Origin of the sequence: Yoonia sp. SS1-5, from assembly GCF_038443705.2 — a bacterium.
Lineage (GTDB): Bacteria > Pseudomonadota > Alphaproteobacteria > Rhodobacterales > Rhodobacteraceae > Yoonia > Yoonia rhodophyticola.
This window is the reverse complement of the sequence record NZ_CP151767.2, coordinates 1,956,660-1,977,405: the sequence shown is the minus strand read 5'-3', so window position 1 is coordinate 1,977,405 and position 20,746 is coordinate 1,956,660. Positions and strand designations below refer to the sequence as shown.

The following is a 20,746-nucleotide window of genomic DNA, read 5'->3' as shown; positions in this document are numbered from 1 at the left end:
TTTCAGATGGCTGCGCCGGGTGGTGCCTTGCCTTACCGACGCCAGCCGACGCGCGCTGTTGGTAACCCGAGCAAATGCTGCACTTGCAAAATACGCCTGCGCAGCTAATTAAGCCTAAATGACGTAGGGGCAGCATATGAACGAGATACTTTCACTTGCCGGATCGAACCTGATCTCTCCGATTATTCTTAGCTTTGCGCTGGGACTGGCGGCGGCGCTGGCCCGATCTGATCTGACAATTCCCGAAGCCGTGGCCAAGGGGATGTCGATCTATCTGCTCTTTGCTATCGGGTTCAAGGGTGGTGTGGCCGTCAGCGCCCATGGGGTGGATACGACCCTGATCCTCACGGTGATCGCGGGGATTGTTTTGTCCTTTGGTCTGCCGCTGATCGCCTTTGCTTTGCTCAAGGTGATGACCGGGCTGTCGCGCACGGATGCGGCGGCGGTCGCGGCGCATTACGGCTCTATCAGCATTGTGACTTTTGTGGCGGGGACCTCCGTTTTGGAAGGCCGCATGATCGACGCCGAAGGCTACATGGTGGCCGTCGCCGCAGCGATGGAAGCACCCGCGATCCTGTCCGCCCTGTGGTTGGTGGCTCGCGGCGGGGGCGGCGGCAAGATGGAAGACGGGTTGATGCGGGAAATCCTGCTGAACGGGTCCATTGTCTTGCTGGTGGGGTCCTTTGCGATCGGGGCGATTACTGGCGAAAAGGGGCTGGAAGAGATCAGTTCATTCATCGTCAACCCGTTCAAAGGGGTGCTGTGCCTGTTCCTGCTGGATATGGGGCTGATCGCCGGGCGGGGCCTGCGGCAGTCAAAAGGGGTGGTCAGTCTGGGGGCTGTGGGCTTTGCCATTGTGATGCCGCTGATCAGCGCATTGATCGGGTTGGGTCTTGGCATGATGATCGGCCTTTCACTGGGCGGGATCGTTTTGTTGATGATCCTGTCGGCTTCGGCCAGCTATATCGCTGTGCCTGCCGCCATGCGGGTCGCGCTGCCAGAGGCGAACCCGTCGGTCTATCTGACCCTCTCGCTTGGGGTGACATTTCCGTTTAACCTGACCTTGGGCATTCCGATCTACCTTGCCCTTGCTCAAATGATGACCGGAGGCTGAGCCATGCAGACCCATATCGCAAAACGCGTGGAAATCGTGATCGAGGCCCCGTTGGAACGCCGCCTGACCGACACGCTGACAGAGGCGGGGGTGACCGGCTACACCGTGCTGCCCGTGCGGGGCGGGTCCGGTCGGTCCGGCAAATGGACGCGCGAAGGGCAGGTCGGTCGTGCGGGGATGGTTGCCGTTGTGTGCCTGATCAAACCCGAACGCCTTGATCCGCTTCTTGAGGCCGCATTTGCGGTGGTTGAAAAACATATCGGTGTCGTCAGCATCACCGATGCGCAAGTGTTACGCGCCGAGCGGTTCTAGACGGCACCGTCGTCTAGCGCAGCACGTACCCGTTCGGCCAGCGCAGCGTGTAATCAAGCTGGATGGTTTGCGTTGCACCCGCACTTACATCCAGATCCCATTCCAGAACACCGCGTTTGCCGTCCGGTGCGACACGGGCCGGGTTTGGCGTGGCCTCAAAGCTGACCTCCAGATCGTCCTGTTCTGAAAACGGGATCGCGTCGCGCAGCAACACATCCCAGTCTTGCCCGGTCAGGTTCTCAACCTCAATCACGGCCGCTTCACGCAACTGATTGCTGCTGGAGAAGACGCCCGTATCACCCTCTGACCGGTTGGGGGTACGGCGGGTCAGCCGCAACCCGTCCAGCGGGCCAAAGCCTAGTTCCGTATCGGCCCCGGCAGCCAGCAAGGGAAGCCATGAAAACCCGATCATCGTTCCGTCGGCAAAGATCAACGCCTCACCCGGAAGCAGGATTTCCTGACCATCATTGGTAAATTCGACCATCCGGTACGCGATCTGATCCCGGCTTGGAACCGCCTGCGCCCAGACTCGCGCATCGAAACGCAACGTGTCGAGCGGCAGCCGCAGATCATCGACGCCGTTGCGGATATCGACCTTGACGGGATAGCGATAGGTCACGGTCGCACCGCTGAAATCGGCTGTCATCGCGGCTGGCGCTTCGGCCATGACGGCAGGCGCCGCCATCATGTCTGCCTCTTCCGCCATTTCCAGACTCAGACCGCGCGTCTGGGCCTGAAAGTTCTGCAGATTTTGCCGCTCCAGCTCTTCTTGGGAAATGATCACGCGACGGGGGGGAACACGTCCCCCGGGGTAATCTGTTCGCCCGGACGGGCGGTCGACAGGATCAGATTGATATCCAGCCAGTCCTGTCCACTTTCCTGACTGACCACAACCGACCGATCCACGTCCAGTGTCGCGGTGTCAGCAGTTGAAAGGCGCATATCGTAGACCGGGGACCAATTGGCAAAGCCTTCAAGGGTGCTGACCGTCACGGCATAATCGCCCGGTGACGGGACCGTCAGTGTGAAGTTCAGCGCAGCACCATCTGTCTGCGGGGCCATCAGTGCGGCAAGCGCCTTGCGGGCGTCCGCCAGCGCATCAATGTCATCCTTGCGCGCGCGCTCGGCTGCGTCGGCCTCTTGCTGGGCTGCAAATGCGGCCTGACGTGCGGCGAGTGTTTCTGCGCCGACCATCTGGGCCATGGCCTGAATTTGGGCAATGCTATCGGCATCCAGCGCCTCACCCACGCTGGCTTGTGACAGGTTTTGCAGGAACGTGATCTGCTCCTCGGCGGATTTGACCCGCAGCTTGATACGCTCCACCGTTGCCGCACTTTCGCGCAGCACGGCCTCGAGCCGCTCAATCTCGGCCTTGGCGGCGACGATATCAGGCGAGGATTGGTCAGGGGTTACGGGCAACCGGCCATCGGACAAATTGACGGCACCAATCACCGCATCATTCGTCGCCGAAAGGCGCATGCCCTGCGCGCGCAGGTTTTGGGGCAGGTCGGGCACGATAATGTCGTGTTGGCCGGCAGGCAGGGTCAGCGTGATTTCACGGCTGACCGTCGCGACACCGGGATAGATGGTGACGGTATCAACCCGGGCTTGCCCCACAAATGTGTCGGCCAGCGCCGAACTGGCGAATGTGATCAGGCTGGCGGTCAGAAAGGGACGAAACATGGCGGCTCTCCTGCTGTTTTGCCTTAGCCTATATCTGTTTGACGGATCGGGGGAGGGTATCCTTGGCGCGGACAACAAAAAAGGGGCGCAAATGATGCGCCCCTTGGTCCTGACCCTAAGAGCGGCCTATCCCTTTTTGAGACACTCGCGGCCAAGGGTCTCGGCGATCTGTACCGCGTTCAGGGCGGCGCCCTTGCGCAGGTTGTCAGAGACGCACCATAGGTTCAGCCCGTTATCAATTGTGCTGTCCTGCCGGATGCGGCTGATGAATGTGGCAAAGTCGCCGACGCATTCGACGGGGGTGACGTAGCCGCCATCCTCGCGCTTGTCGATGACCATCACGCCGGGTGCCTCGCGCAGGATATCGCGTGCCTCATCCTCATCAAGGAAGTCCTCGAATTCGATGTTCACCGCCTCGGAATGGCCCACAAAAACGGGCACACGTACGCAGGTGGCGGTGACCTTGATCGCGGGGTCCACGATCTTTTTGGTCTCGGCGACCATTTTCCATTCTTCCTTGGTCTCGCCGCTATCCATGAACTTGTCGATATGCGGGATCACGTTAAAGGCGATCTGCTTGGTGAACTGCTTGGGCGGCTTGTCGTCGGTGGGATTGTACATCGACTTTGTCTGGTCCCACAGCTCATCAATGCCGCCTTTGCCCGCACCAGAGACGGACTGATAGGTGCTGACCACAACCCGCTTGATCCGGGCGCGGTCATGCAGCGGCTTGAGTGCCACGACCATCTGCGCTGTCGAACAATTCGGGTTGGCGATGATGTTTTTCTTTGTGTAGCCATGGATCGCGTCGGCGTTCACCTCGGGGACGATCAACGGCACATCGGGGTCGTAGCGATAAAGCGACGAGTTATCGATGACCACACAGCCTGCGGCTGCGGCCTTGGGCGCATAGATTTTTGTTGCGTCCGAACCGACGGCGAACAGGGCGATGTCCCAGCCTTCAAAGTCGAACGTATCGAGATCCTTGGTGGTCAGGGTGGTATCGCCAAAGCTGACTTCCGTGCCCAGCGATTTCCGGCTGGCAAGTGCGGTGATTTCATCCACGGGGAAAGCCCGCTCGTGGAGGATATTCAGCATTTCGCGGCCCACATTGCCTGTGGCGCCAACGACGACGATTTTGTAGCCCATTGGCTGACTCCTTGGTTTCAGATGGGGCCTGTTACACCCGGCGGCGGGTAAGGGAAAGGGGGCGCGCGATCCGGTTGACAGCTGTGTGACCCTCGCGCCCGCGCAGATCCTCACAAGGCGGACAATTAACCTTTTCTGTGCGGATCGGCACTGCGCGGGTTGTGATCGCCGGTTTACACACAGCTTACACATTTTTCGCCGATTTGACCGGCATCGCCCGATTATCAGGAGGTATGAGATTATGGCATGGGATCAGAGCATTCATTTTGGATTGGGACATCAACGGGGCGGCGGAACATCCGGATTTCACCGAAACGGAAGCCAGGCGTCATTTAGCGGCATCGTCTACCGCGGCAGCAAAACCGGCCCCGGCACCGTGTTTACCCGCGGATTTGTCATCCGCGAGGCACAAGAGGTGATCAATGGCCGTCAGCAGACCACCGTACCGGCTGTAAATTCCGAAGAGGGGACCACACGCGGGGTGATCTCAACCGGCCTGGGGGTCACGATGGCCTCGCATTGGGCGGCGGTGAACCGCGATGGCTCCGCTGGTGAAGGATGGGTTTATTGCATTGTTCTGGAAAATTACGCCTGGGCTGCCGAGGGCGAACGCAACATGACACAAAAGGGCGGTTGGACGATGTCACGCTATCAGGGCGAGATCATGCTGCGCGGTCCTGACGGGGGGCTGGCACTGCCCGGGTCCCATATTTATGCGGCCCGGCCTGTCAAATACGAGGCGCAGGCGGATCGGCCATCCTTTAACGGGATTATTCAACGGAATGTGGCCTATGCCAATGGTGATCCGATGGCTGACCCGACGCTTGCCGCAGATGCCCATTTTCGGGCGTTTTGCGGCGGCACCATGCCCGCCCCACCCGATATGATGGCTGCTGCAGCGGCGGCACCGGCGGGACTGCCGGATTAGGGTCCTGACCCTGGCATTCAGTCGAAGGTTGTTGAATCCGGTCCGGTAAAGCAATGTGTGTAACTGCCATCCCGTTCCGAAAAGCGGTAGACCATGCCTTCCCAGGCGCCGAAGTTCATCGGCTGACCGATGCCAAAGAGCCGGTCATGGTCATAGTCCTGCACCATGCTTGATGCGTAGACGGGAACGCCTGCGCTGACCGCCAGAGCACCGCAGGTGCGGATCCCGTCGCGATACCGGACCGGACTACACACCAAAAGCCTGATCCGGTCCGAGATGCGACCATTGATCAGCCGCCCGAATTGCGCGGCATTGTCGGGGTGCAGGGTTTCGCCCAGCTGAATGACAAAATCATAGCTGCCCTGCGGCCCGGCGACCCGGTGGCCTGGTTCGGGATGCGTTGTGCCATGGGCTGCGATGCTCAGCACCGGCACCGGATTGCCCCCGTTTTCCTGTGTGCCCGCCCAGACATGGCGGGCCAAAGTCGGGACGCTGGCCGATGGGCCAACCCTGTAGACGCGCCGTTCATCGTCGACGCGAATGGTCCCCTCCAATCGGCTGTCATGAAGAATAATACTGTTAATCACTGCCAATACCGCCCGGTCATTGTTTCAAATGCGACGAGGCTGGGCGTGATCGCCGTATGATGCAAGCATTTTGACCGCATGGACCAGCGCAAGGCGGGTATTCCACCATAAATTCAGGCAGATAGGGCAGGTCAGCCGACGTTTTGGCGTTCGATATAGGCGCGCAATTCTTCGGTTTCGTGCCGGGCCTCGCGCAAACCGTCCATGGCGGCGCGCAACTCTGCCTCGGTTTGCGACAGCTGATTTGTCATCTCAGCCTCGCGCTGCTGCAGATAGGTGATCGCCTGATCGCGGGTTTCTTCGGCCTCGTGCAGGGCCTGGGCCATTTTGTCCAATTCGCCGATTTCGGCCTTGGTCACGCGGGTAAACCGGTTGACCAGCCAGCTGGCAAACCAGCCCAGCATGAAGGCGACAAACAGGATGATGGCGGTCGCAATGATGAATTCGGTTCTATTCACGGTCTTGCCTTCACTCTGTCTCGCTGTCGTCAGCGCTGTCTTCGATCGGTACGTCGTCTGCGATCGCGTCAAGCGTGCTTTCTTCTTCGACCACTGGTTCAGGAACGATCAGGCTGAACTCAATCCGTCGGTTCGCTTCGCGCCCCGCGTCGGTGTCATTATCTGCAATTGGGTCGGCTTCGCCATAGCCAATTGCCTCAAAGGTTCCGACAGGGACACGTCGTGTGCGCAAGGCGGCCAGAACCGCCTCGGCGCGCTGCTGCGACAGGTTCAGGTTCATTTCCTCGCGCCCCTGACTGTCAGTATAGCCTGCAACACGGATTTTCAGGTCGCCACAACGTTTGAGAATTTCGGCGATATCATCAACGACAGCCTGGGCTGACGCGGAAATATCGGCCGAGCTTGGGTCAAAAGTGATCTTGCGGTTTTCCGTGACCACCTTGATTTGCGCGACGCATTCTTCGGGTGTCGGCAACCCGGCAATCGGGTCAAGCTGTTCGACATAGGTCACATCAATCTCGAAATCCGCACCTTGCCCGAGCTTGTCAATCAGCAGGCGCGAAATCGCGGCGCTGGCATCCTGATTGCCTGTGTTGCCGCGCACCTGGATTTTGTCGGGCTGCACGATCACAGCACCATTGGACAGTTCGGACAATGCCTCGATCCCGGCGAGGACCCGGACGGACCAGCCAGCAGGCAGCCCCTCGGCCACGCGTGTGCCCATGGTCAGGTTGCGTTGGCCGAACTTGGCGATAGCATAGTTGGCTGCAACCGTGTTGGTGACCGCATCAGGGACCCGCCCGCGCAACTGGATCTCGCCTTCCGGGCTGCGCGTTGCGGTAAACTGCGGTGGGCCTTCTGTGGACACCTGCGGTTGCTCGGGCAATTCGGCGGCAAGTGCAAAGGCGTCAGGCAGCGCATTCTGCAACTCGCCCACAACGTCATCAAATGTGCCCTGCCCGGTGCCGAGGGGGGCGACGAGCATCACGTCGGTATCGGCAATCGTGACCGTGCCGCCACCCAGTTCGCCAATCGCGCTGATCGAAAGTGCAACAGCATCACCCCAGGTGCGTGACGGCGCGCCCAATGCCATGGTGCAATTGGCCCGTTCGGTAAAGCCCGCATCCGAGGCGGCCGCAAGGATCATGCGCAGCGATTGTTCCGTGTCAGCTGCGCAGGCGTCAAAATGCGCGCCGTTTTCCGCATCAATCCCGAAACGGGTCGTGAAGGGCGAAATCACCGGTCGCGGTGCCGAAATGCTGACCGCAAGCGACACGCCGTCGGGTGTGTTGCGGGCCAATGCGGTTTCCAGCCGACGTTTTTCCTCGGGACTGTCAGAGATCGCGCTGACACGCACCCGGTTTGCGTTCACCGATATCTTGGAGCGTGGCAGCATCTCAAGCGCGCGAAGCGAATAGTTCAACGCATAACGCCATGTGGGTGCGACGGGATAGTCCGCCTGTTCCAGCAGATCGGTGACGGGCTGGCCGTCGGCGATGTCGGCGATCCGGGCGGCCAGATCGGTTCGGTTGGTTTCAGCGGGGATCAGACCAATCAGGGAGACACCGCTGTCATTGCGCAAAATCTCAATCGCGAATTCCGGCGGGGCAAGGACAGCCGAATCGGCGACGGACAGGTTGTCGATAACCCGGCTGGCATCCACCATCTCACCCGCGGCCGAGATCGCGCGGAAACGTGTGGCTTCGGTTGGCGCCTGTCCTTCCAGAATGACCTGCAGACCGTCACCCAGAACGGATGCCCATTCATAGCCCTGATCTACAAGGGTTTCCTGCACTGCAATCACGGATCGTGTCTCAACCACGGTGACGGCGGCGCGGCTGGCAAAGAACGCCCCGAAAGCCGCAATTGCAAAGACAACCAATCGAATGAGTAATGATGACAGACGCATGCGGATCCGTGTTTAAAGCTGGCCCTTTGCATAGGCGCTCAGCCAGCGGGGTTCAATCATACCAATAGTGCAATGGCGAAAAACGGCAGGGGAATTAAGCCCGCATCCCGGTTCGACCGAAACAGCTGCAACAGATTGTCGCCATCCCCGTCGGCCCGAAAGCGGCTGAGCTGCCATGTCAGGTGCCAGCCCATCGCCCATGGCCCGCCTAGCGCGATGACCAGTGACAGGATCGACCGGTTCCAGCAGGCCAGAACCACCGCAACCCCGAACAGGATCACGATGATGGTCAGAAACAGACGCAGCCACCGGTGCGTGTCGTCCCCGAACAGCCGGGCGGTCGAGCGTACCCCGATCAGTGCGTCGTCTTCGATATCCTGATGCGCATAGATCGTGTCATAGAACAGGGTCCAGGCAATACCCGCCATATAAAGAACCAGCGGGACAGGCCCGATACTGTTCGTGTGCGCCGCCCAAGCTAGCAGCGCCCCCCAATTGAATGCCAGCCCCAGAAACAACTGCGGCCACCACGTGAACCGCTTTGCAAACGGGTATATGGCGACGGGCGCAAGGGCCACGACCCCCAGAATGATCGCGGTGGGGTAAAAGGTGATCAGGATAAAGAACGCCAACACCGCCTGGACGATCATCCAGATGATTGCCCCCCTGACCGTGACCTGTCCTGCCGGAATAGGCCGGGATCGGGTGCGGGCGACTTTCCCGTCGATATGTCGGTCGGTGACGTCATTCCATGTGCAACCCGCACCACGCATCAAAAACGCGCCGATCCCGCAGCCGACAATCGTCCACAGGTCGTGGTTGGCAAACCGGTCTGTGGCCAGAATGGCCAGCGCCAGCCCCCACATACATGGCAGGAATAACAGCCATGTTCCAATCGGCCGGTCCGCGCGGCTGAGCCGCAGAAAGGGCCGGGTCGGGCCGGGCGCGAACCGGTCGACCCAATTGCCTTTCACAGCATCCGCGACGCTGTCTGTAGGCTCTGGCATCTGGGCATTCTCGGTCATATGGTCCGCCTTATGGCATCCAAGGTTCGGCTTTATGTAGATCATGCACTGGGCGAAGGGCAATCTGTTCCGCTGTCGCGGGAACAGGCGCATTATCTGTTTGGTGTCATGCGGCTGGCAGAAGGCGCCGTACTGTCCTTGATAAACGGCACTGATGGCGAATGGGATGCCGCCGTCATCAAGGCCGGAAAGAAGGCAGGCCTGTTGCAATGCGTTGTGCAGACAAGACCCCTGCAACAGCCGCCTGATCTGTGGCTGCTCTTTGCACCCATCCGCAAGGAACGGACCGCCTTTATCGTGGAAAAAGCGGTCGAGATGGGGGCGGCGCGTCTTTGCCCTGTGCAAACAGCCTATACCCAAAATGCCGACCGGCTGCGGATCGACAAGCTTCGCGCGCATGCGGTCGAGGCTGCCGAACAATGTGGCGGGACATTCCTGCCGCCGGTGGACGGGTTGCACAAGCTGGACCAGGTCCTGGCGGACTGGCCCCATGACCGGCAATTGATGTTCTGTGACGAGATGCTGCTGGACAAACCCCAAACCCTGCCGGCGCTACCGGGTCCCTGGGCCATTCTGATCGGGCCCGAAGGCGGGTTTTCCGACGCCGAGCGTGCCACGTTACAAGACCTACCATTCGCCCACCCGGTCAGCCTTGGGCCGCGAATTTTACGGGCGGATACCGCCGCGGTTGCGGCACTGACGATGTGGCAACAGGCGCTGGGCGACTGGAAATGATAGCCGCCACCGCAACCGACCGGCCAGAGATCGCAGATTTCCTGCGCGCCCGCATCATGCAGGCGATGTTCCCGCTTAGTAATCTGTCGAAATATGGGATGGATGGCGGGCATCACTATGCGGTCCGGTTCTGGATCTCCAGAAAGGCCGGGAAAACCACCGATGTCCTGACGGTGACAGATGGGGGCATGGTGATGCCGCTGCTGCCATCTGGTGAATTTACCAAGGCCGCAGATCTGCTGCGGGATGTGACCGTGACCGGTATGGCTGGGCCGCAACGGGATGTGCGCGGGTTGAGCGTGATCTGTCTGGCAGATCGGACGCCAAGCTTTGACAAGGATGAGCCGCAATTCGGGCTGGATATATCCGACCTTGTCGTCCCGCAGGGGCCGGGCCGGATCAGGCCACTGCAGGACGCGCCCGCCGATCTGATCAAAGGCTGGATCTATGACTATGATGTCAACACGCTGAACGCATCCCCCGACATCGCGCGGGCGCAGGTGGACGGCACGTATGCCACCTATATCGAAACCGGCAGCCATGTTGTGCTGATGGATGGGGACACACCGCTCGCCATGACCGGCTTTAACGCGCAACTGCCCGATATCGTCCAGATCGGCGGGGTCTACACGCCACCCGCCATGCGCGGTCGGGGGCATGCACGGCGCGCCGTTGGTCTGCATTTGGCACATGCGGCCGCCCGGGGCGTGAGGCAGGCAACATTGTTTTCGGCCAGCGCTGCGGCGGCACGCGTCTATCGCGCAATCGGCTTTCAGCAGATCGGAACCTGGAGCCTGATCCTGTTGGCGCCAGCCCCGCAGGTCATCACATCATGATACGCGCCGTTGCAACCGACCAACCCGCGATTGAGGCGTTTTTGGCCAAACATATCGAAACCTCGATGTTTCCCTTGGTCAATCTGATCAACCACGGCATGTCGGGCGGGCATCCACGCGCGGTGACATGCTGGATCCGCTGGAAAGCCGGACAGATCACAGACGTGCTGACCGTCAGTGATGAAGGAATGATCTTTCCCCAATGCCCCACCGGGCCATGGGGGGATGTGGTGACCGTTTTGTCCGATATCGGCATCAAGGGTATTCTGGGGGCTGCAGATCAGGTGGCAAGCCTGCGTGGGACATTACGACTGCCGGCGTCCCCCGACCTTGATGTGGTCGAGCCGCTTTACCATCTGTCACTCATGAACCTGCAGATACCGGACGGGCTGACCGAATTACGCCAATTGCAAGATGCGCCGCGCGACCTGATCGAAGGGTGGCGGGCGGCCTATAATATTGAACTTCTCGCTTATCCCAAGGATAGCGCCGCCGCGCAGGCCGCTCGCGATATCGCGGGCTACATCGCAAAGGATAGTCACAGGGTGTTAATGCAAGATGGCAAACCCGTCGCGATGACCGGTTTCAACGCGGAACTTCCCCATGTTGTCCAGATCGGCGGTGTCTATACGCCGCCCGAAGCGCGATCCGGTGGTCTGGCCCGCCGGGCTGTTGCGCTGCATCTGGCCGAGGCCGCTGAAAAGGGGGTGACGGATGCACTTTTGTTTGCCGCCAACCCGGCAGCCGAGAAAGCATATCAGGCCATCGGCTTTGCCCATATCGGCCATTATGCCATCGCCATGTATGAAGAACCGCAGGTGCGACGTGACTGATTTTCTCCGCCCCGAGGTTCGGGCCTTCTTTTGGCGCTGGCGCGAGGTGTTGCTTGCCACCGGTCTGGCTGTGCTGGGTGTCTGGTGGGGGGCGACCGGCGTCGGGATCACCCGGTGGCTGGGATTTCTGTGCATCGCAATCGGGGCCGCCTGGGGCTTTGCCGGGGTGCAGCGGGTGCGGTTTGCACAAGGTGCGGATGGACCCGGGGTGGTCCAGATCCGCGAGCGCAGGCTGGCCTATTTTGGCCCCCTCGATGGCGGTGTGATGGATGTCGAGGACGTCATCAGCCTTGCGCTTGATCCGTCGGGGTACCCCGCGCCGCATTGGGTGATCACCGGCGCCGGTGGGCAACGGCTTGCGATCCCGGTGAATGCGGCCGGGTCTGATGACCTTTTTGACGTCTTTGCCAGTCTGCCGGGGATCAACACGCACAAGATGCTGGATGTGTTATCACGCACACCTGATGCGCATGTTATCATTTGGGCGCGGACCCGTCCGGTCTTGCATTGACACCCCTGTTGGTTCAGGTCACCCAAGACACTTCAGATCTGCGACACGGAGCAAGCGATCATGTCTATTCCCCAGTCCGGCGGTGGGCCGATTGAGCATCATGATCAGCTGGCCGAACTGCTTGCCAAAGGGTGCAAGCCCAAAGCCGATTGGCGGATCGGAACCGAACATGAAAAATTCGGATATTGTCAGGATACGCTGAAACCGCTGCCCTATGAGGGGGACCGGTCGATCCGGGCCGTTCTGGAAGGGCTGGAAACCCGGTTCGGCTGGGACCGGGTGGCCGAGGATGGCAAGATCATCGGCCTGACCAAGGGTGGGGCCAATGTCAGCCTGGAACCCGGTGGCGCGCTGGAACTGTCCGGCGCCCCGCTGGAAAGCATTCATCAGACCTGCGACGAGGTGAATGTCCACTTGGCCGAGGTCAAAGCCGTTTCCGACGAGATCGGGGTCAAGTTCATCGGCCTTGGCGCGGCCCCTGAATGGACCCACGAACAAATGCCGCTGATGCCCAAGGGGCGCTATCAGCTGATGAATAATTACATGGAAAAAGTGGGCAGCATGGGGACCGCAATGATGCGGCGGACCTGCACCGTTCAGGTGAACCTTGATTTCGGGTCAGAGGCCGACATGGTGCAAAAGATGCGCGTAGCACTTGCATTGCAGCCCGTGGCCACCGCGCTTTTTGCCAATTCGCCCTTCTTTGAGGGCAAGATCAACGGGCATAAGTCCTGGCGCAGCCGTATCTGGCGGGATCTGGACGCGGATCGGACAGGCATGTTGCCATTCGTCTTCGCAGATGGGTTCGGGTTTGAGGCGTGGGTGCAATGGGTTTTGGATGTCCCAATGTATTTCGTCTATCGCGACGGCAAATATATTGATGCGCTGGGCATGTCTTTCCGGGATTTTCTGAAAGGGGAATTGCCGGCGCTACCGGGTGAAAAACCGCTATTGTCGGATTGGGCTGACCACCTGACCACCGTCTTCCCCGAGGCCCGGGTCAAGCAGTTCATCGAGATGCGCGGTGCCGATGGCGGCCCGTGGCGCAGGCTATGCGCGCTGCCGGCTTTCTGGGTCGGGCTGACTTATGATCAGACGGCGCTGGACGCGGCGTGGGACCTTTGCAAGGGCTGGACCGCCGAACAGCGCGAGGCGCTTCGGGTGGGTGCCTCTGTTGATGGGTTGCAGGCGCGGGTTGACGGGATCAACATGCATGATCTGGCCCGCGAGGTCGTGGCGATCACCGAGGCTGGTCTGAAAGCGCGGGCAATGCCCGGTGCGGGCGGTTTGGTCCCGGATGAAACACATTTCCTGAATGCGCTGAAGGAAACAATCGAAACCGGCCGCACGCCTGCGGATGAGCTTTTGGCGCAATATCACGGCGATTGGTCGGGCGATCTGACCCGGATATACGCAGAATACAGCTACTGATCGGTTGTTTTGGCGCGTATTTGATGCGTGGGATGACGATCAGGCCCTGAACGCGCGGATGACCAAAGTGCTGAGGACGCCGCTGGCTAGCCTACCATCCGTCCACGCTGCGCCGGATGGAAATGGTGGCGCTGCCAATCCGGCAAGACGGGTCACAGCGCGCTGCAGAAAGTTTTGCCACCTCAACCTGATCGGTCCGTTCCCAACCCTGCCTGCCGACCCAATCGACAAGATAAGCCTCGGCTGACGCCGCAAGCAGGCGGGATGTCGGATCGCCGGCAATCAGCGCATCATAGGTCTGCGCATCAAGGAAAACACCGTAGCCGATCATGTCATGCGCACCATTGCCGGTCACATTTCCTGCGTCGGAATCAAGCAGCACAATTCCCAAAGAGGGCGCGTTTCGGACAGTTTCGGGGACGGTGAACGAGAAATCTATGGTATCGGGCCGGGCGATGTCATTGGCACAGAAATCTTGCGGGGACGCATTGGGATCAACAATGCAGACGATTGGATCAGGGGGCGAGACGCGTCTGTTCACCTCGTCGATTGCGACCTGACCACCTGCATCAAGCGCCCCGCGCAGCAGGCCGCCGACAGCACCAAGGCCGACGCTGTCCACCGCTTCCTCGACAGTGCCGTCGAGTGCGGAAGATGAAACGCCCGTGCCGTCCCATGGACGCGCGCCGCTCATGGTGTTGTCGACCGTGATCGAAAAGACCAGTTCCTGTGCGGAACCGGCGGTGCCACAGCAAAGCGCAAGCACCAGCGCGCTGAAACGATAGACCGGCAGAAGCGATAACATGACCTGTCTCCTTTTGGCCAAGCCTAGGGTCAGGACCCATTAATTCCACGCCGCCAGCGCAGATTTCGCGAAATATCAGTGGTTCGGGACGCGTAGGCCATAGTTCTTCTACGGACAAGCGGCCCGCGCCGCTGAGATGAAGCGAAATCTGCGCTGGCGGCGTGGAATTAATGGGTCCTGACCCTAGGAAACATGCGCGGTCCGGGCAAGCATCGCGGCTCAGGTTTTGGCGGCCGCCCCGATCTTGCTTTCCGTGCCCGCCTTGAGCCGCTGGATATTTCCCCAATGCCGCCAATAGATCAGCAATCCCAGCACCGCACTCAGAACAAAGCCGCCGGGCAGCCCAAGGAACATGAAGACCACTGGTATCCATCCACCAGTGATCAATGCGGCCATTGACGAATAGCGCGAAATCGCAGCCACAAGCAGCCAAAGCACGCATGCCACCAGCCCAACGGGCCAGGCAATCGCAAGGATGATCCCGAAATAGGTGGCAACCCCCTTGCCCCCTCTGAAACCCAGCCAGACCGGAAAGCAATGACCCAGAAACGCCATCAGCGCACCCAGCTGTGCGGCATCTTCGGCGGCAAAGCTGCGGGCAAGCAGCACGACAATCGCCCCTTTGAGCGCATCAAAGATCAGAGTCAGCGCCGCCGCTTTTTTGTTGCCGGTCCGCAGGACATTTGTGGCCCCGATATTGCCGGACCCGATGTCGCGCAGATTTCCAAGGTTCATGACACGCGCAAGGATCACGCCACTGGGGATGGACCCGAAAAGATACCCCATCGCGGCCCACAGCAGCAGCACCAGCCCCGTGCTTTCAATCATCGGCATGTTACGCGCCTTCCCAAATCCGTTGCCCGTTCACCCAGGTGCCTTGCACCTTGCCTTGTAACCGGGCGCCGTCAAAGGGGGTATTTTTGGATTTCGAATGCAATTTGGTGCGGTCGAGCTGAAACGGCGCATCAGGGTCAAAAAGGATCAGGTCCGCAGGCGCATCAGGCAGAAGGCGCCCGGCATCAAGGCCAAGCAGCCGGGCCGGATTAAGGGACATGGCCCGAAACAGCCGGGGCAGATCAATCATCCCGGCATGATACAGCCGCAATGCCGCCGGCAGGATCGTTTCCAGACCGACCGCGCCGCTTGCGGCCTCCTCGTAGGGCAGGCGCTTGCTTTCCTCATCCTGTGGGGTGTGCATGGAACTGATGATGTCGATCAGCCCGTCGGCGACGGCCTGCACAACCGCGATCCTGTCATCCTCGCTGCGCAAGGGCGGTTTGAGTTTGAAGAATGTTCTGTAGTCGGCCACATCCAATTCGTTCAGCGTCAGGTGGTGGATCCCGACCCCGGCGGTGATTTGCAGCCCGTTGCGTTTGGCCCGCTCGAGCGCTGGCAGGGCGCGGGCGGTGGTGATCTGATCCACGTGATAACGCGCGCCTGTCATCTCAAGCAGGCTGATATCGCGGTCCAGCCCCATACGCTCTGCCATGGGGGATACGCTGGGCAACCCGCGGAGTGAGGCGAATTTGCCCGATGTCACCGCCGCGCCGTCTGACAGGATAGGTTCCTGCACATGTGCGATAACCAGCGCGTCCAGACTGCGCGCATAGGTTAATGCGCGGCTGAACACCTTGGTGTCGCTGACAACCCTGTCGCAATCAGTGAATGCGACCGCACCGGCATCCTGCAGAAAACCGATCTCGGTCATTTCGCGCCCTTCGCGGCCCTTGGTCAGGGCGGCCATCGGCAATACGTGGACCGGCGCGTCGAGTTGCGCGCGCCGTTCCACAAATTCCAGCGTCTCGGGTGTGTCGATGGCGGGCAATGTGTCAGGGCGGGTGACAATCGTGGTGACCCCGCCAGCGGCGGCAGCGCGCCCGGCAGAGCGAAAGGATTCCTTGTGCCGCTCGCCCGGTTCAGAGACTTTCACGCCGATGTCGATGATCCCCGGGGCCAGACACATGCCGCCACAATCAACGATGGCTGCCTCTTTTGGGGCGGCAGTCGGCTGGTCAAAAACCTCGGCGATCACCCCGTCGCGGACCAGGATCGCGCCTGGGCTGTCAGTCAGCGTGACCGGATCAATCACGCGCGCATTTGCAAAGAATGTATCAGTCATTCACGCCACCCAGATCATCAATGCGACCAGTAGAAACAGGACAATCAGCGCCAGTGTGGCAACCATTCCGCCGACGCGCGCGTCGGACTTGGCGGGCTTGGCAGGGGGATCTGCGATCACCCCATCTGCGGCGTCACTGCGAAGGGGTTCGACAACAGTGATCTGCGCCTCTGGCACGTAGGTTGTCACGTGGCGGACGGATGCAGGCAGGGTCAAGCTGACCTCCTGCCCGCGGGTCGCGCTTGACATGACCAGTATAGCATAGCCCTCGATCCCGTTGACGGCCTGCACGTCATGCGGCGCGGGCTCCATGTCATAGCCTTGGGTGATATAGTCGGTCAGCTGCATAGAGCTGAGATCGGCGATCTTGATGATGTCCACATAGGTCGGGTCCAGCGCGTCCGTACCAAAGAGCTGCAACAGACCGTCCGAGGATTTGGACAGGATGGCGTCACTTGGCTGGTCGCGCATCTCGAACACGCGGATCTGCCCAAAATCATTGGCGGGGATGGTCAGGGTCACGTCATCACCTCCTGCGGGCCGCGGGCCCGGCGCAGGTTCTGGGCCAGTAGATCCATAACAGCCATACGTACCGCAACCCCCATCTCGACCTGTTCCTGAATGACGGAGCGGTTGATGTCGTCCGCGATATTTCCGTCAATTTCGACGCCCCGGTTCATCGGGCCGGGATGCATGACGATGGCGTCCGGCTTGGCATTGCGCAGCTTGGCGGCATCAAGTCCGTAGCGATGGAAATACTCACGCTCGGAAGGGATGAAGCCGCCATCCATGCGCTCTTTCTGCAAGCGCAGCATCATCACAACATCCACATCTTCCAGCCCGGCATGCATATCGTCAAAAACCTCGACGCCGAAATCGGCGATGCGCGATGGCATCAGGGTTGGGGGCCCGATCAGGCGCACCCGGTTTTCCATCTTCCCCAACAGCATGATGTTGGAACGCGCGACGCGGGAATGTGCGATATCACCGCAGATGGCGATGGACAGACGATGCAGGCGTCCCTTGGCCCGGCGGATCGTCAATGCGTCCAGCAGCGCCTGTGTCGGATGCTCGTGCCGGCCATCGCCTGCATTCAGGACGGCGCAATTGACCTTTTGGGCCAGCAGATCGACCGCGCCTGATTGCGGATGTCGCACCACCAGCAGATCAGGGCGCATCGCATTGAGGGTCAGGGCGGTGTCGATCAGCGTCTCGCCCTTTTTGATGGAAGAGGCCTGCATCCCCATATTCATCACATCCGCCCCAAGCCGCTTGCCAGCCAGTTCGAAACTTGCCTGCGTGCGGGTGGAGTTCTCGAAGAACATGTTGATCTGGGTCAGCCCGGCCAGCACATCGCGATGGGCGCGGCCCTGCCGGTTATGTTCGGCATAGCTATCTGCAAGGTCCAGGATGGCGCTGATTTCGGTCGGGTGCAGCTGCTCGATACCCAAAAGATGTTGTTGCCGGAATGTCATGCGCCGCCCTGTGACTGTTTGGCCGGTTATAGCAGCCGATCTTGGCGCATCAATGGCAATGCAGATCAGGTTGTTCCGTCCACAGATCCCATGGCAGCATGAACTGCCCCTTTCTGTACGACCAGTTGCCATAGCGCCGGTTATCCCCTTCGCCGACGATCAGGATGGCATGTGCCGTCCAATCGCCTTTGTCGAACGTCATGAATGTCAGATCACCTGGACCATCGGCGATCCGATGGCGCTGATTCAGGTAGATACAGTGGGGTGCCCCGGCTGCCGCGACCCGCGCCATGTGGATGACCTGCAAGGGATAAAGCGCGCTATACGCAGTCAGGAGCGCCATTGTTACGGCACACGCCCGTCCGGCAAGCTGAAACTGGAACGCCACCACGCTCAGACCCGCGAGGCTGGCGTGAACAAGGATCGCATGCTCGCTGTGTGCGTTGAGTAAGCCGATGATCCCGACGATGATCACGCCGGCTGCAACACCGTTGGATATCTTCAGGACCGAACCTATCTGGAATGGGTCCGGGTCGCATAGTGGCCAATCGCATAGCCAATAAACGAACGCCCGCAACATCAGACCTACCCCCGTCAGCATTACAGTCGTCAAGAACGCGAGCAGCATCATTGTGTCAGCGAAACTGTGTCCGCTTACCGGAATGCGTGGTGTCGCAATCCAGATTGCCGGGCCGATCAGGACAAGCAGGTTTAGCCAACTTATCAAGGCGCCGGTGGGTAAGGCCACCATAGGTCCAACGGTCAACAGCACGAAGGTGAATAAATACGTCAAGTTTGCCACCCTGTTTCAGGTCGCCTTCTCTTTCTTGGCCGGGGCACTGGTTTTTTGCGGGCATGTTGTGCAGTTGTTTCGCAGTCCGCACTGCACATCCGGCGCAAAGCGGCCTATTTATGGGATATGGAATCGGCGAACACATATTGGGCGGACCGATCTGCGCTGGAATGGCAGGTCGAACTGGGCGCTACGGATGCGATTGGGGATGCGCCCGTTGATCGCTATGCGCTTGAAGTGGCCGCACCAAAGCCAAAGGCGCCGGCAGCCCCAAAAACACCCCCGCCCGTCCCGCAACCGGCCGAGATTGATGCACCTGCGCTGGCCGCCCAGGCCGCGGCGACGGCAACTGACCTGGCCGCGCTGTCCAGCGCGATGCAGGCTTTTGAGTTTTGCGACCTCAAGCAGGGCGCGCGCAGTTTCGTGTTCTGCGACGGCCAGCCATCGGCCCGGGTCATGATCGTGGGCGAGGCACCCGGCCGCGATGAGGACCGTGCCGGCAAACCGTTCGTCGGACGGGCCGGGCAATTGCTGGACCTGATGCTGGCCGCAATTGACCTTGACCGCGCCCACGCGGACCCCGCACAGGCGGTTTATATCACCAATGTTCTTCCGTGGCGGCCACCCTCAAACCGTGCGCCGGACAAGGCCGAAATCGCCATGATGCTGCCGTTTCTTGAACGTCATATCACGCTGGCTGATCCGGATGTGATTGTGTTGATGGGCAACATACCCTGTCAGGCCTTGCTGAGCCGGACCGGCATCACCCGGATGCGCGGGAGCTGGGTCGAGGTTCTGGGCAAACCCTGCATGCCGATGTTTCACCCGGCATATCTGTTGCGTAATCCACCGGCCAAGCGCGAGGCCTGGGCCGATCTTCTGGCGCTCAAGGCGCGGTTGCGGGGTGATGCGGGCGCATGAAAACGGTTTGGCGTTATCTGGCCGTGATAGGCTGTGTGACTGGCGGGGCCGGGCGAGCCGACCCGCTGGGCCTGATCGACTATGACGCCCTGTTTGCCCAACATGCGGCACAGGCTCAGCCGATTGATGCGACCCGATCCGTGCTGCGGCTTGGCGATATCAGCATCACCCGCATTGATGGCACCCCGCAAAGCTATGTCGGTCGGGACAATAGCGGACATGTCGCTATCGGGTGTTTTGTGGATATCATCGCACAGATCGAAGCGGCAGAACGTGCCTGCGGGCACGCATTGTCGCCCAGCCAGCAGACCAGCCTGGAGGCCTACCGCCGGATCGCGCTGGTGGCATACGGGCGCAATGTGCAGCCTGCCACCACGCTGGACGCGGTGCATGCGCGGTATGCGGCACTGGTTGCGACATCTGCGGCTGACGCCGGGAATTCCTGTCAGGCCGCTGACGCGTTTGATGCGCATGCCGCACAGGTTTTGGCACCAGATGGGCGGGCCGCCCTCGCAGCCTCAATATCAGCGCCCCGCCTGCCCGTTGCAGACCCCTGCTTTTGAAGAGGACCAGATGAGCCGAATTGACGAAAGTACGGCATTCATGCCCGTCCGCATCGCGGTTCTGACTGTCAGTGACAGCCGGCAGATGGCAGATGACAAATCGGGTCAGACGCTGGTGGACCGGATTGGCGCGGCCGGGCATCATTTGGCAGACCGCAAGATCCTGCCCGATGAACGTGCGATGATCGCCGCACAGCTGCGTGACTGGTGTGCTGACCCTGCGGTGGATGCGATCATCTCAACCGGCGGGACAGGCCTAACGGGCCGGGATGTCACGGTTGAGGCGCATCGCGACGTCTATGAGAAGGAAATTGATGCATTCGGAACGGTGTTTACCATCGTCAGCATGCAGAAAATCGGCACATCTGCGGTGCAAAGCCGGGCGACTGCGGGCGTCGCGCAGGGCACATACCTGTTTGCGCTGCCCGGAAGCCCGGGGGCGTGCAAGGATGCATGGGACGAAATCCTTTGCAAACAGCTCGATTATCGGCACCGGCCCTGCAATTTTGTGGAAATAATGCCGCGTCTCGACGAACATCTGCGCCGGAAATAACGTTTC

Annotated in this window: 24 protein-coding genes; 11 read left to right on the top strand and 13 right to left on the bottom strand. The window is 60.4% G+C overall.

The features are described from left to right. The first annotated feature begins 136 nt into the window (after positions 1-136). A complete protein-coding gene (locus tag AABB31_RS11270; RefSeq protein ID WP_342078048.1) occupies positions 137-1,114 on the top strand; it encodes a sodium-dependent bicarbonate transport family permease in 978 nt (325 codons plus the stop codon). 3 nt (positions 1,115-1,117) lie between these two features. Beyond that, positions 1,118-1,426 (top strand): DUF3240 family protein, encoded by a 309-nt coding sequence (locus AABB31_RS11265; RefSeq protein WP_342078049.1) that lies wholly within the window; start codon positions 1,118-1,120, stop codon positions 1,424-1,426. 13 nt (positions 1,427-1,439) lie between these two features. On the opposite strand, the gene AABB31_RS11260 is transcribed toward AABB31_RS11265, so the two are convergent. From AABB31_RS11260 to AABB31_RS11250, 3 genes are all read right to left on the bottom strand, one after another. Further along, positions 1,440-2,210: a DUF4139 domain-containing protein gene (locus tag AABB31_RS11260; RefSeq protein WP_373635764.1), complete on the bottom strand. Its 771-nt coding sequence runs from the start codon at positions 2,208-2,210 to the stop codon at positions 1,440-1,442. Beyond that, positions 2,207-3,109 carry a mucoidy inhibitor MuiA family protein gene (locus AABB31_RS11255; RefSeq protein ID WP_373635763.1) on the bottom strand — a complete coding sequence of 301 codons (903 nt, stop codon included), beginning with the start codon at positions 3,107-3,109 and terminating at the stop codon, positions 2,207-2,209. The genes AABB31_RS11260 and AABB31_RS11255 overlap by 4 nt, the downstream gene beginning before the upstream one ends. Before the next feature lie 126 nt (positions 3,110-3,235). After that, entirely contained in the window at positions 3,236-4,258 is a 1,023-nt protein-coding gene (locus AABB31_RS11250; RefSeq protein ID WP_342078051.1) for an aspartate-semialdehyde dehydrogenase, read from the bottom strand. Between the two features lie 241 nt (positions 4,259-4,499). Between AABB31_RS11250 and AABB31_RS11245 the strand changes: the two genes are divergently transcribed. After that, complete coding sequence (locus AABB31_RS11245) at positions 4,500-5,186, top strand: hypothetical protein (RefSeq protein WP_342078052.1); 687 nt, start codon at positions 4,500-4,502, stop codon at positions 5,184-5,186. A 17-nt stretch (positions 5,187-5,203) separates the two neighbouring features. Here AABB31_RS11245 and AABB31_RS11240 read toward each other — a convergent pair whose 3' ends face one another. The 4 genes from AABB31_RS11240 to ubiA all read right to left on the bottom strand — a co-directional run bounded on the left by AABB31_RS11240 (position 5,204) and on the right by ubiA (position 9,165). Beyond that, on the bottom strand, positions 5,204-5,773 hold the full coding sequence (locus tag AABB31_RS11240) for a hypothetical protein (RefSeq protein WP_342078053.1): 570 nt from the start codon (positions 5,771-5,773) through the stop codon (positions 5,204-5,206). A gap of 131 nt (positions 5,774-5,904) precedes the next feature. Further along, complete coding sequence (locus tag AABB31_RS11235) at positions 5,905-6,231, bottom strand: hypothetical protein (RefSeq protein ID WP_342078054.1); 327 nt, start codon at positions 6,229-6,231, stop codon at positions 5,905-5,907. A gap of 10 nt (positions 6,232-6,241) precedes the next feature. Further along, a complete protein-coding gene (locus tag AABB31_RS11230; protein WP_342078055.1) occupies positions 6,242-8,140 on the bottom strand; it encodes an OmpA family protein in 1,899 nt (632 codons plus the stop codon). 56 nt (positions 8,141-8,196) lie between these two features. After that, entirely contained in the window at positions 8,197-9,165 is a 969-nt protein-coding gene (gene ubiA, locus AABB31_RS11225; protein ID WP_373635762.1) for a 4-hydroxybenzoate octaprenyltransferase, read from the bottom strand. Positions 9,166-9,177: 12 nt separating this feature from the next. On the opposite strand from ubiA, the gene AABB31_RS11220 reads away from it, so the two are divergent. The 5 genes from AABB31_RS11220 to AABB31_RS11200 are packed head-to-tail and all read left to right on the top strand — an operon-like array spanning position 9,178 to position 13,511. After that, a complete protein-coding gene (locus AABB31_RS11220; protein WP_342078056.1) occupies positions 9,178-9,900 on the top strand; it encodes a 16S rRNA (uracil(1498)-N(3))-methyltransferase in 723 nt (240 codons plus the stop codon). After that, entirely contained in the window at positions 9,897-10,736 is an 840-nt protein-coding gene (locus tag AABB31_RS11215) for a GNAT family N-acetyltransferase (protein WP_342078057.1), read from the top strand. The genes AABB31_RS11220 and AABB31_RS11215 overlap by 4 nt, the downstream gene beginning before the upstream one ends. Further along, positions 10,733-11,569 carry a GNAT family N-acetyltransferase gene (locus AABB31_RS11210; protein ID WP_373635761.1) on the top strand — a complete coding sequence of 279 codons (837 nt, stop codon included), beginning with the start codon at positions 10,733-10,735 and terminating at the stop codon, positions 11,567-11,569. Before AABB31_RS11215 ends, AABB31_RS11210 begins: the two co-directional genes overlap by 4 nt. Further along, positions 11,562-12,080, top strand: a complete 519-nt coding sequence (locus tag AABB31_RS11205) for a hypothetical protein (protein ID WP_342078060.1) — start codon at positions 11,562-11,564, stop codon at positions 12,078-12,080. Before AABB31_RS11210 ends, AABB31_RS11205 begins: the two co-directional genes overlap by 8 nt. Positions 12,081-12,140: 60 nt before the next feature. Continuing rightward, positions 12,141-13,511: a glutamate--cysteine ligase gene (locus tag AABB31_RS11200; RefSeq protein ID WP_342078061.1), complete on the top strand. Its 1,371-nt coding sequence runs from the start codon at positions 12,141-12,143 to the stop codon at positions 13,509-13,511. Between the two features lie 91 nt (positions 13,512-13,602). On the opposite strand, the gene AABB31_RS11195 is transcribed toward AABB31_RS11200, so the two are convergent. The 6 genes from AABB31_RS11195 to AABB31_RS11170 all read right to left on the bottom strand — a co-directional run bounded on the left by AABB31_RS11195 (position 13,603) and on the right by AABB31_RS11170 (position 18,541). Then, positions 13,603-14,316, bottom strand: coding sequence for a hypothetical protein (locus tag AABB31_RS11195; protein ID WP_342078062.1), 714 nt, complete (start codon positions 14,314-14,316; stop codon positions 13,603-13,605). Positions 14,317-14,535: 219 nt separating this feature from the next. Next, positions 14,536-15,150, bottom strand: a complete 615-nt coding sequence (plsY, locus tag AABB31_RS11190) for a glycerol-3-phosphate 1-O-acyltransferase PlsY (protein ID WP_342078063.1) — start codon at positions 15,148-15,150, stop codon at positions 14,536-14,538. 1 nt (position 15,151) lies between these two features. Further along, complete coding sequence (gene pyrC, locus AABB31_RS11185) at positions 15,152-16,435, bottom strand: dihydroorotase (protein WP_342078064.1); 1,284 nt, start codon at positions 16,433-16,435, stop codon at positions 15,152-15,154. After that, a complete protein-coding gene (locus AABB31_RS11180; RefSeq protein WP_373635760.1) occupies positions 16,436-16,957 on the bottom strand; it encodes a hypothetical protein in 522 nt (173 codons plus the stop codon). Continuing rightward, complete coding sequence (locus tag AABB31_RS11175; protein ID WP_342078066.1) at positions 16,954-17,910, bottom strand: aspartate carbamoyltransferase catalytic subunit; 957 nt, start codon at positions 17,908-17,910, stop codon at positions 16,954-16,956. The genes AABB31_RS11180 and AABB31_RS11175 overlap by 4 nt, the downstream gene beginning before the upstream one ends. A 49-nt stretch (positions 17,911-17,959) precedes the next feature. Beyond that, positions 17,960-18,541: a hypothetical protein gene (locus AABB31_RS11170; protein WP_342078067.1), complete on the bottom strand. Its 582-nt coding sequence runs from the start codon at positions 18,539-18,541 to the stop codon at positions 17,960-17,962. A gap of 288 nt (positions 18,542-18,829) precedes the next feature. Between AABB31_RS11170 and AABB31_RS11165 the strand changes: the two genes are divergently transcribed. From AABB31_RS11165 to moaB, 3 genes are read left to right on the top strand one after another with little or no spacing between them, the layout of a single operon-like run. Then, positions 18,830-19,624 (top strand): uracil-DNA glycosylase, encoded by a 795-nt coding sequence (locus AABB31_RS11165; RefSeq protein WP_342078068.1) that lies wholly within the window; start codon positions 18,830-18,832, stop codon positions 19,622-19,624. Next, entirely contained in the window at positions 19,621-20,187 is a 567-nt protein-coding gene (locus AABB31_RS11160; protein WP_342078069.1) for a hypothetical protein, read from the top strand. The genes AABB31_RS11165 and AABB31_RS11160 overlap by 4 nt, the downstream gene beginning before the upstream one ends. A 10-nt stretch (positions 20,188-20,197) precedes the next feature. Next, positions 20,198-20,740, top strand: a complete 543-nt coding sequence (gene moaB / locus AABB31_RS11155; protein ID WP_342078070.1) for a molybdenum cofactor biosynthesis protein B — start codon at positions 20,198-20,200, stop codon at positions 20,738-20,740. The last annotated feature ends 6 nt before the right edge of the window (positions 20,741-20,746 follow it).

Excerpts from the sequence above, each read along its gene's own strand:
- pyrC (WP_342078064.1), bottom strand. The coding sequence starts at position 16,435 with ATGACTGATACATTCTTTGCAAATGCGCGCGTGATTGATCCGGTCACG.
- AABB31_RS11220 (WP_342078056.1), top strand. The coding sequence starts at position 9,178 with ATGGCATCCAAGGTTCGGCTTTATGTAGATCATGCACTGGGCGAAGGG.
- AABB31_RS11160 (WP_342078069.1), top strand. The coding sequence starts at position 19,621 with ATGAAAACGGTTTGGCGTTATCTGGCCGTGATAGGCTGTGTGACTGGC.
- AABB31_RS11245 (WP_342078052.1), top strand. The coding sequence starts at position 4,500 with ATGGCATGGGATCAGAGCATTCATTTTGGATTGGGACATCAACGGGGC.
- moaB (WP_342078070.1), top strand. The coding sequence starts at position 20,198 with ATGAGCCGAATTGACGAAAGTACGGCATTCATGCCCGTCCGCATCGCG.
- AABB31_RS11200 (WP_342078061.1), top strand. The coding sequence starts at position 12,141 with ATGTCTATTCCCCAGTCCGGCGGTGGGCCGATTGAGCATCATGATCAG.
- AABB31_RS11250 (WP_342078051.1), bottom strand. The coding sequence starts at position 4,258 with ATGGGCTACAAAATCGTCGTCGTTGGCGCCACAGGCAATGTGGGCCGC.
- AABB31_RS11170 (WP_342078067.1), bottom strand. The coding sequence starts at position 18,541 with ATGATGCTGCTCGCGTTCTTGACGACTGTAATGCTGACGGGGGTAGGT.
- AABB31_RS11230 (WP_342078055.1), bottom strand. The coding sequence starts at position 8,140 with ATGCGTCTGTCATCATTACTCATTCGATTGGTTGTCTTTGCAATTGCG.
- AABB31_RS11175 (WP_342078066.1), bottom strand. The coding sequence starts at position 17,910 with ATGACATTCCGGCAACAACATCTTTTGGGTATCGAGCAGCTGCACCCG.
- AABB31_RS11210 (WP_373635761.1), top strand. The coding sequence starts at position 10,733 with ATGATACGCGCCGTTGCAACCGACCAACCCGCGATTGAGGCGTTTTTG.
- AABB31_RS11195 (WP_342078062.1), bottom strand. The coding sequence starts at position 14,316 with ATGTTATCGCTTCTGCCGGTCTATCGTTTCAGCGCGCTGGTGCTTGCG.
- AABB31_RS11255 (WP_373635763.1), bottom strand. The coding sequence starts at position 3,109 with ATGTTTCGTCCCTTTCTGACCGCCAGCCTGATCACATTCGCCAGTTCG.
- AABB31_RS11215 (WP_342078057.1), top strand. The coding sequence starts at position 9,897 with ATGATAGCCGCCACCGCAACCGACCGGCCAGAGATCGCAGATTTCCTG.
- ubiA (WP_373635762.1), bottom strand. The coding sequence starts at position 9,165 with ATGACCGAGAATGCCCAGATGCCAGAGCCTACAGACAGCGTCGCGGAT.
- AABB31_RS11270 (WP_342078048.1), top strand. The coding sequence starts at position 137 with ATGAACGAGATACTTTCACTTGCCGGATCGAACCTGATCTCTCCGATT.
- AABB31_RS11265 (WP_342078049.1), top strand. The coding sequence starts at position 1,118 with ATGCAGACCCATATCGCAAAACGCGTGGAAATCGTGATCGAGGCCCCG.
- AABB31_RS11165 (WP_342078068.1), top strand. The coding sequence starts at position 18,830 with ATGGAATCGGCGAACACATATTGGGCGGACCGATCTGCGCTGGAATGG.
- plsY (WP_342078063.1), bottom strand. The coding sequence starts at position 15,150 with ATGCCGATGATTGAAAGCACGGGGCTGGTGCTGCTGCTGTGGGCCGCG.